10 protein-coding genes are annotated in these 13495 nt (G+C 72.3%); 1 reads left to right on the top strand and 9 read right to left on the bottom strand.

The features are described 5' to 3' along the window. Window positions 1-5: 5 nt before the first annotated feature. From ETD85_RS15580 to ETD85_RS15620, 9 genes are all read right to left on the bottom strand, one after another. Window positions 6-1784 (bottom strand): PA14 domain-containing protein, encoded by a 1779-nt coding sequence (locus ETD85_RS15580; protein WP_138690422.1) that lies wholly within the window; start codon window positions 1782-1784, stop codon window positions 6-8. A gap of 247 nt (window positions 1785-2031) precedes the next feature. After that, window positions 2032-3600: a phospholipase D family protein gene (locus tag ETD85_RS15585; RefSeq protein WP_138690423.1), complete on the bottom strand. Its 1569-nt coding sequence runs from the start codon at window positions 3598-3600 to the stop codon at window positions 2032-2034. Between the two features lie 30 nt (window positions 3601-3630). Beyond that, a complete protein-coding gene (locus ETD85_RS15590) occupies window positions 3631-4935 on the bottom strand; it encodes a sensor histidine kinase (RefSeq protein ID WP_138690424.1) in 1305 nt (434 codons plus the stop codon). Continuing rightward, window positions 4932-5621: a response regulator transcription factor gene (locus ETD85_RS15595; protein WP_206058332.1), complete on the bottom strand. Its 690-nt coding sequence runs from the start codon at window positions 5619-5621 to the stop codon at window positions 4932-4934. The genes ETD85_RS15590 and ETD85_RS15595 overlap by 4 nt, the downstream gene beginning before the upstream one ends. 95 nt (window positions 5622-5716) lie before the next feature. Beyond that, window positions 5717-7039, bottom strand: a complete 1323-nt coding sequence (locus ETD85_RS15600) for a cation:proton antiporter (RefSeq protein WP_138690425.1) — start codon at window positions 7037-7039, stop codon at window positions 5717-5719. Continuing rightward, on the bottom strand, window positions 7008-8372 hold the full coding sequence (locus ETD85_RS15605) for a cytochrome P450 (protein WP_138690426.1): 1365 nt from the start codon (window positions 8370-8372) through the stop codon (window positions 7008-7010). Before ETD85_RS15605 ends, ETD85_RS15600 begins: the two co-directional genes overlap by 32 nt. After that, a complete protein-coding gene (locus tag ETD85_RS15610) occupies window positions 8366-9418 on the bottom strand; it encodes an alpha-hydroxy acid oxidase (protein ID WP_138690427.1) in 1053 nt (350 codons plus the stop codon). Before ETD85_RS15610 ends, ETD85_RS15605 begins: the two co-directional genes overlap by 7 nt. Before the next feature lie 82 nt (window positions 9419-9500). After that, a complete protein-coding gene (locus ETD85_RS15615; protein WP_138690428.1) occupies window positions 9501-11060 on the bottom strand; it encodes an NAD(P)-binding domain-containing protein in 1560 nt (519 codons plus the stop codon). Window positions 11061-11130: 70 nt separating this feature from the next. After that, entirely contained in the window at window positions 11131-12633 is a 1503-nt protein-coding gene (locus ETD85_RS15620; protein ID WP_138690429.1) for a class I adenylate-forming enzyme family protein, read from the bottom strand. Between the two features lie 139 nt (window positions 12634-12772). On the opposite strand from ETD85_RS15620, the gene ETD85_RS15625 reads away from it, so the two are divergent. Then, entirely contained in the window at window positions 12773-13462 is a 690-nt protein-coding gene (locus ETD85_RS15625) for a sulfotransferase family protein (RefSeq protein WP_138690430.1), read from the top strand. Window positions 13463-13495 lie beyond the last annotated feature (33 nt).

Genomic DNA, 13495 nt, shown 5'->3' on the forward strand with positions numbered 1-13495 from the left:
GGCCGTCAGCCGGTGCGCAGGCTGGCCGCGGGGATGACCTGGCGGGCAAGGACCGGGCTGGACCAGTGGAGCTGGGCTATCGCGTCGTAGCCGCTGTCGTAGAACTCCATCCTGATGTCATGGGCTCCGGCGGTCAGCGCGATCTGGCCGCTGTCGTCGCGCTTGGAGTGGTCGTTCCAGGCGTCCACGACGAGTGAGCCGTCCACCCACAGCCGGGCCCCGTCGTCGCTGGTCGTGATGAACGTGTACGTCTCGGCCCGGTCGGTGATCACCTTGCCCGTCCACCGGACGCTGAAGGTGTCGGGGGACACGGCCGGGTCGGGAGCGTTCGCGCCCCAGTCGAAGTCGATCTGGGGATCGACCCTCGTGACCTTGGGCGCGGTCAGGTCGGCGTTGTCGAAGTAGGTCGCCGACAGGCCCGGCTGGTCGATGACAAGGGTCGTGGCCGAGGACGGCGGGAGGGTGAGGGTGGCCTTGCCGCCGGTGATGGGCAGGGTGTCGGTGCGATGCGGGGTCCACGCCTCGGCGGTGCTCTGCCAGGCGACGGCCGTGCCCGTGGTCAGGCCGGTGAAGGTGAACGAGGTGTCGAGCGGCTCGGCGCCGACGTTGACGAGGACGACGTTCTTGGCCGCGTCCGAGGCGAACACGTGCAGCTGGTCGCTGCCGGACGCCGCCTCCACCATGGTGGTGCCGAACGGCCTGAACAGGCCCTCGCCGGTGAACATGCCGATGCCGTGGTAGATGGGCAGTGGCTCGCTGCGCGGCACGCCGCCCTCGCCCTTCGTGCTGGTCAGCCCGAGCTGGCCGTTCTTGTCGCCGTACTGGTAGGCGGCGGCGCCCGCGTGCAGGATCTGGCCCAGCGCCGCGGCGCCCCACAGGGTGTTGAAGTGGGTCAGCGTGCGGTGGCCGTCGGGGTCGTCGTAGTCGGAGTTGAACTCGCCGATCTGGATCTCGATCTTCCGGCCCAGCACCGACTCGGCCAGGGCGCTCACCTGCTTCAGATCGGTCTCGTAGCCGCGGATGACGCCGCCGAGCAGCTCCTCGTCGGTGATGGGGTCGGAGCCGTTGCCGTAGTCGTGGTAGTCGAGGAAGGACACGCGATCTCCCGAGCCCTCCAGGAACGTCCTGATGTAGTCCAGGGCGTTCCAGGCGGTGGCTGGGCCGCCGGCCTGGATCGCCGGGTCCTTGGCCCGCAGGGCGTCCACGATCAGGTTGAACCGGCTGCTGTACTCCGCGGCGGTCATCTCCGGCTTGTTCGGGGTGCAGGCGCAGTTCAGCTCGTTGCCGAGGATGAAGCGCCGCACCGGCGTGCCGGAGGCGGCGAAGTGGTCGTACAGGGCGACCGCGTCGTCACGGTTCACCGCGGCGCTCTGGCGGCCGTCCACCTGGAGGATGACGACCGGCTCCGCGCCCAGGGCGCGGATGGCCGCGATCCAGGCGTCGCCCGATACGGTCCTGTCGCACCCCCAGCCGCCGCAGATGATCGGGCTGTCGTGGTTGCCCGGCTCCTCGTAGTGCAGCTCTATGCGCATCCGGCCGGGGCCGAGGCGGCGCAGGTGCTCGCGGTGGGCCTGGTCGTCCGTGATGTACGAGCCCTCGCCGTACCCGGTGATCCCGATGCCGTAGTCGGCACGGGACAGTGTGCGGATCGGCTTGGTGTAGTCCACCGACACGGTCGTGGCCGCGGCCGCCGCCTGCGCGGGGAGGGCCGTGGGCCAGATCGCGGCCGCGGCCAGGCCGCCGGCGATCAGGGCACGTAAGGCGCGACGCGCCGATGCAGTCATCCGTCTCCTTACCGAGTTCACAAGATCCGGTGGATCATGACATGTGCGGATGACAATGGGGTGAAATCCGGGAACGAGCAGCGCCTGTCCCGGGGCGGCGGAACGCCCCGGCTTCTTCCCCGGAGCCGGGGCGTCCTCTGTGGGGCGGGCAATCGGATCCCCTTGAGGTCCTACCCGCTAAATCCAGAAATATGTCGATTTGTCCGTTTTGGGGGGTGGCTGGGCCGCTCGCCCGGCGAACGAGGCCCTAGAAGCCGCGCGATCGGCGCAGCGCGGGCGGCCGGCCGTCCGGGTCGACCGCGAAACGGTAGAGCGGGAACGCCATCAGCTTCTGCACCCGGGACAGATGCGGCGCCGGATGCGGGCGCAGCCGCCCCTCCGGGCGCGGTCCCTTCTCGCCGTTCTGGTGCCAGGACTCCAGACGGGCCGCCGACTCCGCGAACGCCTCGAACGCGGCGGCCGGGTCGCACAACTCGTCGGCCTCCGGGCCGGCGGGGGAGTCCGGCAGGTCCAGGTGCTCGGACATGAGGGTCAGGCGCAGGTCGCGGGCGAAGCGCAGGGCGCCGTGCGGCGGCCGGGGATCCTCGTGCTCGTCCAGCACCGCGCAGCTCAGCTCGGAGTCGTACGTCCACGACCGCAGGTTGACGTTGTCGGAGCCCACGGAGGCCCAGATGTCGTCCACCACGCACACCTTGGCGTGCACGTACACGGGCGTGCCCTGATGGTTCTCCAGGTCGTAGATCGCGACGCGGTCGCCGCCGGCGTCCTCTAAGCGGCGCAGCGCGTTCGCGCGGCCGATCAGGCTCGCCGGGCCCGCCAGCCAGCCGTCCTGGTCGGGATGGCGCGGCACGACGACGATCATGCGCAGGCCGGGCTCGCGCTCCAGCGCCTGGGCGAACGGCTCGATCACGTCGGTGGACCACAGGTACTGGTCCTCCAGGTAGACCAGCGAGCGCGCCCGGCCCAGCACCTTGTGGTAGGCATGGGCGATGCTGCGCTCGCCGTCGGGCGCGAACGGGTAGCCGCGCCGCCTGGCCGGATACGTGCGCAGCAACTGCACGTTGTGGTGCCCGGCGGGCGGCGGCGGCGGGCCGGGCTTCGGCAGGGCGGGCGCGTCGTCGAGGCGGCCGAGGTGGTCGCGCAGGCGGCGTAGCGGATCGCGGGACTCGGGGGCCGGATCCTCCCAGCGCTCGCAGAACACCTGCTCCACGTGCGCGACGACGGGCCCCCTGACGGCGACCTGGACGTCGTGCCAGGGCGGGCGCGGCCCGTACACCGCGGGCATCGGGGCGGATTGCGGGTCGCCCTCGTGCCGGGCGTCGTCGCGGCGGCTGTGGCACAGGTCGATGCCGCCGAGGAAGGCCACGTCGGTCGTCGCGTCGCGGTCGTGGCGCAGGATGACGAACTTCTGGTGGTGCGAGCCGCCCGGCTTGGTCCGCATGTCCAGCAGCGCCTGGCCGCCGCTCTCCTCGATCTCCTCGCCCAGGTGCCGGTTCTCGGCGGAGCTGAAGCGGAGCTGGTCGAGGTGGGAGCGCCAGATTAGGCCGCGTACGAGGGCGCCGCGCCCGGCGGCGTCGGCCATCGCCCGGCCGACGCTCGGCCCGTCCGGGGTCAGCCGCTCGTCGGGATCCCCGCGCCAGTCGGCGAACAGCAGCAGGTCGTCCTTGCCCAGTGCGTCCAGGCAGGATTTCAGCTCGGCGAAGTAGGTCGCGCCGTGGACGAGCGGGCGCACGTCGTTCCCGGTCGACCAGGGTTCGAGCCGGGTCGCCGGATTGTCCCGCTCCTCGTCGGTGAGGAACCAGTCCTGAATGCGCATTCGTTCCCCGCTACCCAGGAGAGGGGCCTCTCACACAGGCTCGCGCGTGCCCGCGGGCGGCGGGCGGTCCACGGCCGTCCTGCCGGGGGCCGCGGGGAGGTGCACGGTGAACGTGGCTCCGCGCCCCGGCCGGCCGTCCGCCGCGATCGTGCCGTGGTGCCCGGCCACCACCTCGCGCACGAGCGCCAGGCCGAGGCCGAACCCCTGGTGGTTGGCCCCGACGAACCTGGTGAAGAGCCGCTCCGCGTCGTCGGGGTCCAGCCCAACGCCGTCGTCACGGACGGTGAGCCGGACGGTGTCCTGGCCGGTGGAGAGGGTCACCCAGATGTGGCCGCCGACGTCCGTGTGGCCGAGCGCGTTGTCGAGCAGGGCCGAGATCACCCGGCGCAGGGCCGACTCCACACCGCGTACGACGTGGTCGCCGGGCCCCTCGCAGCGCACCTCGATGCTCACGCCGCGCGCCTCGGCCCTGGCGCTCTCGGCCACGGCCAGCTCGGCGGCCAGCGCGGCCAGGTCCACCGGCCCGAACGGCCGGCGCAGCTGCTGGAACTGGGCCGACAGCAGGAGGTCCTCGACCACCTCGCCGAGCTGCCTGCTGCCCCTGATGAGCTGGTCCACCTCGTCGATGAGCAGGATCGGGTCGGTCCCGCCCCGCAGCCTGCGGGCCAGCAGCTGGGCACGGGTGTGCAGGCGGGTCAGCGGCGTGCGCAGCTCGTGGCTGACGTCGGCGGCGAAGCGGCGCTGCCGGACGAGGGCCTCGCCGAGCGGCGCGATGGCCCGGCGGGCGATGACCTGGCCCATCAGCAGCACGGCCAGCAGGCCGGCGAGCTCCGCGGCGACCAGCGTGCGCAGCAGCCGCTGCCGCTCCGCGCTCTGGTAGGCGAGGTCGATCGCCACCTGGACGGTCGCGTCGCCGCGCCGCTGGGTCCTGACGAGGTAGTCGTGGCCGTCCACCCGCGCCTGCGTGACCCTGGTGCGACCGTCGGCGGCCACCTGGCCGAGGGGGGCGCGCACCGGCAGCGCCGCCGGCGCGCCGGGCGAGCTCCGTACGGTGCCGTCGCGCAGCTCGAACAGCCACCCGCAGGGCGGCGGGTGGTCGACGGGGGCGCGCTGCGCGATGGTGGCCAGCTCGCGCTGCATGGAGGCGCTCTGCTGGTGCACCATGAAGCAGTAGACCAGCACCCCGACGAGCGCCAGCACGACGGAGATCGCGCCCGCCACCTGCACGGTGAGCCGGCGGCGGGCCCGGATCAGCAGCCGCCGCTCAGGCTCGGGGCGAGCCGGCCGGGGACCTCCGGCCGGACGGCGGAATCGCGGGCGTCCCTGGCCGCTCACAGCGAACCCAGGCGATAGCCCACACCTCGCACGGTGCTCACGACCTCTGATCCCAGCTTGTTGCGCAGGTAGTAGACGTAGGTGTCCACGATCGACTCCTTCTCGGCGCCGTCGAAGACCCGCTGTCTCAGCGACGTGCGCGTGTGCACCTGCCGCGGGCGGGCGGCCAGGGCGCTCAGCAGCCGGCACTCCTGGCCCGACAGCGCCACCTGCTCGCCGGTCGGCAGCCGTACGACGCGGGACTCGGCGTCCAGCCAGCCCGCGCCGAGCGGCAGCAGGCTCGCGTGGTCCAGGTTCCTGCGGTGCAGCGCGCGCACCCTGGCCAGCAGCTCGTCGATGTCGAACGGCTTGACCAGGTAGTCCTCCGCGCCCGCGTCGAGCCCGGCGACCCGCTCGGCGACGGAGCCGAAGGCGGTCAGGACGAGCACCGGCACGGTGACCCCCTGCCGCCGCAGCCGGCGCAGCAGGTCGATCCCGTCGAGCGTGGGCAGGCCGCGATCGACGATCAGCACGTCGTACGTGCGGCTCAGCCCCAAGTGCAGCCCCCGTTGCCCGTCCGGCGCCAGGTCGACCGTGTATCCCTGTTCGGTGAACAGATCGGCCAGCATGTGTCCCAGTTCGCGGTCATCTTCGACGAGCAGCAGCCGACGGGAGGGCATGTCGGCCGTGCCCGAGATCCCAGCCACCCGTCAACCGTCGCATCACAGCCGGGCAATTACCAGGTCCACTCGGCCATTGGCCGGGCCGCGCAGTGGTCCGCCCCGCTCTACCTGCCGGTTCACTAAGGATTGGACCTGGCTTCCACCCGTTCTTGGGGACCTTGGTCCGCCACGCGGATGCGTTCGAGACGGTCGGGCAGCGCCAGCTTGTAGAGCGGCAGGGCGCCCGCGGTGGTGATCACGGCCACGAGCACGAGCATGGAGAACAGCTCCTGCGTGATCATGCCCTGGGCCAGCCCGATGTTGATGAAGATGAGGATCATCAGGCCGCGGGCGTTCATGAGCGCCCCCACCGCGTACGAGTCCCGCCAGGAGAACCCGATCCCTCTCATCGCCGTGGCGCACCCGAAGTACTTGCCGCAGAACCCGGCCAGCAGGATCAGCCCGAACGCCAGCAGCATGCCGCCGCCCGCGATGCCGCCGAGCTGGGTGTTCAGCCCGGAGAAGGTGAAGAAGGTGGGCAGCAGCAGCGTCGATACGACCTCCATCATCCGGCCGTGCAGGATCTCGCGGAACTTCGGGTCGCGCGGCATGGCCAGGCCGGCGACGAAGCCGCCGAAGACCGAGTACACGCCGATCCAGTCCGTCACCCAGCCGGCCGCGAGCGGGATGAGGATGACCGCGTACATGGCGCCGGAGCCGAGCCGGCCGGTGCGCGCGACGGTCCTGCCCATCGGGCGCAGCAGGGGCGCGACGAACTTCAGCATCACGACGGCGAACACCGCCGTCAGCCCGATCGTGGGCAGCGCGCCGGTGGCGCCGGTGCCGATGTGCATGGCCGACAGCACGGCCAGGATGCACCAGGCCAGGGCGTCGTCGATGGAGGCGGCCAGCAGGGTGAGCCGGCCGATCGGGGAGTTCTCCAGGCCGCGCTCGTACAGGATCCTGGCCAGCATGGGGAACGCGGTCAGCGACAGCGCGCCCCCGACGAACAGGGCGAACTGGAACGGGGACACGTCCGGGCGGGACAGCAGGCTGTGCAGGAGGAGCCCGGTGCCGAAGCCGAGCAGCAGTGACGGGACGATCCCCGACGCGGCCAGCACGGACGCCTTGCGGACCTCGCCCGGAGTGCGCGCGCTGTGGTCGAGGCCGGCGCCGACCAGGAACATGTAGAGCGTCAGCCCGATGGTGCTGAGCACGTACAGGATCGGCCGGACCTCCGGCGGGAACAGGGCCGCCTGCGCGTCCGGGAACAGCCAGCCGAACAGCGTCGGCCCGAGCAGCACGCCGGCGACCATCTCGCCGAGCACGCGCGGCTGCATCACCATGGTGGCCAGCCGGCCGCAGATCGCCGCGGTGATCAGGATGACCACGAGCGCGGGCAGGACTTTGAGCACGAGGGCGAGGTTCGCGTCAGGAGCCGTTACGTGGGCCAGGATGAACATGCCGGTTCTCCGGTTCAGTAGTGAAATGCCGCTCGCAGAGCCGCTGCCGGCGCGCGTCCCAGACCATGTAGGTGCCGAGGACGAGCTGCACGAGGCTGCGCCAGACGTCCTCCCAGCGGTCGCGTACGCGCAGGAAGGCCAGCGCCAGGCGGGGCCGGTGTGGAGCGTCACGAGGGGTGAGCAGGCAGGGCCCCCGGCTGGGCAGGGACCTGGTGTGGGTGACGGAGGAGTCCAGGACGTAGCGGTCCAGGACCTCGCGCGCGGCCACCCGCATGGCGATCGGCGCCAGCCGCCAGGCCGGGCACGGGCGGTTGGCCGCCACGCCGAACGGGATGTGGTTGAGCTCCTTGACGGGCCGGCCGGAGCGGCCCGGGTCGAAGCGGCCGGGATCGAAGCGGTCAGGGTCGGCGAACCCGGCTCGGTGGAACTCCGGATAGCTGAAGCAGAGCACCGAGCCGGCCGGGATCGCGGTGTGCTCGCCGAGCCGGATGTCGCCGGTGGTGATGCGGTGGGCGATGCCGAAGAGCGGGTAGAGCCGCATCGTCTCGGCGATCACCTGGTCGAGGTAGTGGTCGTCGCCCGTACGCGCCGCGTGCTGCACCTCCGGGTGCCGGGCGAGGACCAGCAGCAGGTGGGCCATGGCCTCCGACATCTGGACGACGGCGGTGTTGAAGAAGGCGCCTTGCAGGTAGTACGCCTGCTCGCGGGGCGTCAGGCCGGCCGGGAGCGGCCTGCGGACCAGGGGCAGGCGGTCGAGCAGGTACTCGGTCAGGCGCAGGCGGCGCCGCATGTGCCGCAGGCCGGTGCACTTGAGCGAGGTGACGACGTCGTTCGCGTTGCCGGTGATCAGGTCGCGGGCCTCGCGCGGGCACGGCCGGCCGAACACGAGCTCGTACGCGAACTCCGCCCACAGCGGCATCATCAGATCCCGCAGCCGGACCAGCCCGTGGACGCCCTCCAGCGCGCGGGCGGCGCAGCGGCGGGCGAGCTCCTCGGCCTGCGCCCGTGGCACCGCGAGCAGGTCGCGGGTGGCCCGGGCGACGGCGTCGTACCGCTCGCCCGCCTCCAGGTGCTCCTGGTGCATCTCGGGGCCGGGCGCCAGCCAGTACCAGAACAGGTCGGACAGCGCCGCGCCCCTGCTCCTGCCGTTGGCGGCCGGATGCGAGTACACCTCCCTGAACCGCTCGACGCCGACGAGGCCGCCGGGCACCGGGATGCCCTCCTCGCCGTTGACGCGGGCGAAGAGCCGGGCCCGCACGGCCACGATCCGGTCCGGCAGCCACCACGGCAGGCTCACCAGCACGCCGGCGACGGCGATGATCGCGATCAGCATGTCCGCCGCACCATCCCGGGCTCCAGCTCGTGAACCGACGCGCAGCCGCACAGGGTGAGCGCGTGCTCGACCTCCGTGCGCAGCAGGCCGAGCACGCGGGTCACCCCCCGCTCGCCGTCCGCGGCCAGGCCCCAGATCACCGGGCGGCCGACCGCGACGGCGGTGGCGCCCAGCGCCAGCGCCTTGAGCACGTCGGTGCCGCGCCTGACACCGCCGTCCAGCAGCACGGGAACGGCGCCGCCGGCCGCCGCCACGATGTCCGGCAGCAGGTCGATCGTGGCGGGCACCGTGTCGAGCTGCCGCCCGCCGTGGTTCGACACCATGATCGCCGAGACGCCGTGGTCGAGCGCGAGGCGGGCGTCGGCGGGATGCGTGACGCCCTTGAGCACGATCGGCAGCGCCGTCATCTCCCTGAGCCGGTCGATGTCCTCCCACGACAGCTCGGGGGACATGACGATGGGACGGACCCGGTCGCCGTGCGCTCCGTCCCGCATGTTCTCGCAGCACAGGTGCTCGGGCAGGTCGTGGAAGCCGTTACGGAGGTCACGCTCGCGCAGGCCCATGACCGGCGAGTCCACGGTGACGACCAGCGCCTTGCAGCCGGCCGCCTCGGCGCGGCGGACGAGCGTCTCGGTGAAGGCCGCGTCCGGCTGGACGTAGAGCTGGAACCACAGGTCGGCGCCCGGCGCGGCGTCGGCCACGTCCCCGACGGCGACCGTGGCGGCCATGCTCACGATCATGACGGTCTCCGCGGCGGCGGCCGCCCGCGCCGTGGCCCGCTCGCCCTCGGGGTGGGCGAGCCGGTGGAACGCGGTGGGCGCCACCAGGACGGGCACGGCCGCGCGGCTGCCCAGCAGGGTCACGCCCGTCTCGGGCTTGGCCGCGCCACGCAGGACCCTGGGCACCAGCCCGAGCCGCGCGAACGCGGCCTCGTTCGCCCGCACGGTGAGCTCGTCGCCCGCGCCGCCGGCGAAATAGTCGTAGTGCGCGGGTTCGAGACGTGCCCTGGCCTCGTCCTCGAACGCCCGCAGCGTCCCGAACCCCATCAGCCCCGTCCCATCGGCTCGGGCGCATCCGGTACGCCCGTCAGGTCGGCTCTCATCCGGCCGGCTCTCGTCAGGCCGGCTCTCATCCGGCCGACACCGCGGCGATGCGGCGCGCGAAGAAGTCCCGGAGGGGCTCGACGTGGATCTCCTGGGAGTTCCACTCGTTCTCCAGGTTCTCCGTGATGTGGTGGGCGACCGCGGGCTCGCCCGGACGGTGGTGGCGGACCACCGGGTGCAGGTAGTGGCCCTCGTGGGCGCGGGCGGAGTCGCTCTGGCTGATGCGGCCGACCTCGATGTCGAAGGGGTCGATCTTGTCGTGCTCGGGGCCGTACTCCAGGGTGATCGAGAAGTGGCCGCGGTCACCGATCGGCGGGCCTTCCAGGTCGTGCGGCAGCTCCTCCAGGTAGCGGGCGGTGCCGCCGTCCACCACGATCCCGTCGGCCAGCAGGCCGAACTGCTGCCACAGCGCCGACGTGCGGTTGACCCGCTCGATGACCGCCGCCGCCAGCGCCGCCGGGTCGGCCGGCAGCTCCCTGGATGGCCACGGCACGTCGTGGTGGCGGGACTCCAGGATGCGGTGCAGGGCGCGGACGCCGTACCTGAAGCCGTGGATGAAGCCGCTGGTGCCGCGCCGGAAGTCGCGTGACTGGGTCAGCGTGCCCGCGAAGTAGAGGCCCGGGACGTTGACGGACTCGTAGGCGGGCGTCAGCGCCGGGAATCTGTCCCTGATCACCAGGTCGGGGCGGCACGCGTCGCCGAAGATCGAGGCGTCGAAGCGGAAGCCGGTGCACAGGATCACGCGGTCGTACGGGATGTCCTTGGTGACCTCGTTGACCCGGGCGAAGGCGACCGTGACCAGGTACGTGCCGTCGGCCTGCCGCTCGACCCGCTTGACGTCGCCGTCGAGCAGCGCGTTCTGGGACTTGAGCTGGTAGGTGTCCAGCAGGCCGTTGTTGACCGCGCGCAGGTGGCCGACGTAGTGGGTGCGCCAGGCCATGCGCAGGGAACTCGGGCCGGAGACGTGGATCACCGCCGCGGTCTCGATCAGGTTGTCGGCCGTCTCGAAGCCAGAGTTGCCCTTGCCGATGATGAGGACCCGCTGGTTGAGGTAGTCGGCGGGGTCGGTGGAGGCGGTGCCGTACGTGTCCGCCGTCTCGATGCCCGGGATGTCCGGGATGTTGGGCCTGGTGACGCCGGCCGCGACGACGAGCCGCCTGGCCTCGTACGTGCGCCCGCGCTCGTCGGTCACCCGGAACGGGCCGGGGCGGTCCACGCGGACCACCCGCGAGTCGTAGTCGATCCGCAGGTCGCACGCCCGGGCGAAGTCGGCGAGGTAGCGGACCATGTCGTCGGCGTGCGGGAAGTAGCGGTCGCTGTAGCGGGTGAACAGCAGCCCGGGGTCGTCCGACAGCAGCGAGTTCCAGTCCATCCGGAGGTTCAGCTCCGGATCGTCCCAGCCGGTGTGCTTCTTGTTGATGGAGATGAGCGTGCGATGGCGCGGGAAGGTGTGGAAGAACTGGCCCGGCTCGGGACCGGCCTCCAGGATCAGGTATTTCCGGCCCGCCCGATGCAGGAAGTACCCCAGCTGCAGTCCTGCCGGGCCGGCGCCGATCACCAGGTAGTCCAGGGTGTTGTCCGGCACTGACGCCTCCGTCACGGCGATGTGATTGAAAGGACAACATCAGTGTTGGCGCGTGATTCTCAGAAATTGCTCAGAGAGCGCCTCGGGGCAGGTCCAGCAGCGCGCGCTTGTCCGGCTTGCCGCTGGGCGCGACCGGGACGCCGGGCACCGTCGTGATCGTCCGGGGGGCGCTGTCCGCGCCGAGCTCGGCCCGTACGAGCGCGGTCAGGGCGTCCGGGTCCGGGCGGCGGCCCCGCTCGGGGACCACGAACGCGTGCACGGCCTCGCCGGTGCCCTCGTCGGGCGCGCCGGCCACGTACGCCTCCGCCACGTCGGGGTGGGCGGCGAGGACGCGCTCGATCGGGCCCGCGTAGACGACCATCGCGTTGACCATGATCACGTCCCGGGAGCGGCCGGAGAGATACAGGAAGCCGGCCTCGTCCACGTGGCCGAGGTCGCGGGTGCGCAGCCAGCCGTCCCGCAGGGTGTCGCGGGTCTCCTCCTCCTCGCCCCAGTAGCCCTCCATGACGTACGGGCTGCGGACGTGGATCTCGCCCGTCCGCCCCGCGGGCAGCTCGGCCCCCTCCTCGTCGCGCACGCTGAGCTCGACCATGGGATGCGGGCGGCCGACCGAGTCCAGGACGCCCGCGGCGATGTGCTCGGGGGTGAGCATCGCGACGTTGCCCGCCTCGGTGGCGCCGTACCCCTGGTAGACGACCGGGCCGAGCCGTCCGGCGGCGGCCGCCAGCCGGCTCGGGCCGATCGGCGAGCCGGACACCATCAGCGCCCGCAGGCTGCCGACGTCGGCGGGCTCCTTGTCGAGCAGGTCCAGCATCTGCGTCAGCCGGGGCACGGTGATGATCGACCCGGTGATCCCGTAGCGTTCGATCGCGTACGGGAACAGCGGCCGCCCGTCGTCCTCCGGGATCACCGCGGTCCCGCCGCCCAGCAGGCACGGCGCCAGGAACTCCATGACCACCATGCTCGCCAGCGTGCCGAACAGCAGATAGCGCTCGAAGCCCCTGGCGAAGGCGGCGGCCACGGGGGACCACGCGCGCGGCTGCCACGCCCAGTGCGCGCTGAGCGCCGCGTAGGTGATCGCGCAGCCCTTCGGCCGCCCGGTGCTGCCGCTGGTGAACGTCAGGGCGGCCACGTCGCCGGGGCGGGCCGTCACGGTGAGCTCCTGGTCGCCGGCGGGCTGGGCGAGGAGGTCGGTCGCGCCGGGGCCGAGTGACAGCGCCGTCTTCGAGGCCGCGAGCAGCTCGGGCGTGGCGTTGGCCGGGTCCACGAGCACGGCGTCGGCGCCCATGCCGAGCACGTGGGCGAGCTGCCCCGGCGGGTATCCCGGGCGGATGCCCACTACGCGGCAGCCGAGCGCGTGCGCGGCGATGTGCGCCGCGAACGCCTCGGGCGTGACGGACGTGCGGACGGCGATCGCCCGGCCGGGGCCCAGGCCAGCCGCGCGCATCCCGCCGGCCAGCCGCCCGATCAGCTCCAGCAGCTCGCCCCTGGAGACGGTCCTGCCCGCGTGCTCGAAGGCCGGGGTGGCGGGCGCGGCGCGCAGGGCGTCGAGCAGGGGTTGCGGGAACACCATGGCCGGCTCCTCTGCGCTGGCGGGGGCTGGGCTTTCTGCGGCTGTTGGGGTAGGCATGTCGTCATAAAACCGGATTCATTGTGAGGCTAGACGGCGCGAATCAGAGACGGATCAGAGACCTGCGGGTGGTGGGCGAGACGTGAAGGTGATCGGCGCGGGGTTCGGCCGCACGGGCACGGCCTCACTGAGGGCCGCACTCGACCTGCTCGGGTTCGGCCCCTGCTACCACATGTCGGTGGTCATCGCGCAGCCGTACCGGGTGCGGCAGTGGCTCGACGTCGGCGAGGGCCGCTCGCGCGACTGGGACGAGGTGTTCGCCGGCTTCCGGTCGGCGGTGGACTGGCCGGCCGCCGCGTACTGGCGCGAGCTGGCCGCCCGCTACCCCGACGCCAAGGTCGTCCTCACCGTGCGGGACCCGGAACGCTGGTGGGAGAGCGTCAGCGAGACCATCTTCCGCAGCGCGCTGGCCGAGCGGCGGCGGCTGCCCCTGCGCCGCCGGGTGATCCGCAGGCTGGTGGCGCTCAGGGCCCCGGACTTCGCCCTCTACCCGCGCATGGCCAGGGCGACCGTCATTGACCGCGTCTTCGACGGCCGCATCGACGACCGCGCGTACGCCATCGAGGTCTTCGAACGGCACGTCGCGGAGGTCAAGGCCGCGATCGCGGCGGATCGGCTGCTGGTGTTCGAGAGCGGGCAGGGATGGGAGCCGCTGTGCGCCTTCCTCGGGGTGCCGGTTCCCGAGGAGCCGTTCCCGCAGGTCAACGAGCGAGCCGCGTTCATGGGGAAGCGGCCGAGGCGGCTGTGGCGGCTGATCGTACGCGGGCGGTGACCCCGGAAAACCGGATGTGCCGCTGCGGCAGCT

The organism is Nonomuraea zeae (assembly GCF_005889725.1).
In the GTDB taxonomy this organism is placed as follows: Bacteria; Actinomycetota; Actinomycetes; order Streptosporangiales; family Streptosporangiaceae; genus Nonomuraea; species Nonomuraea zeae.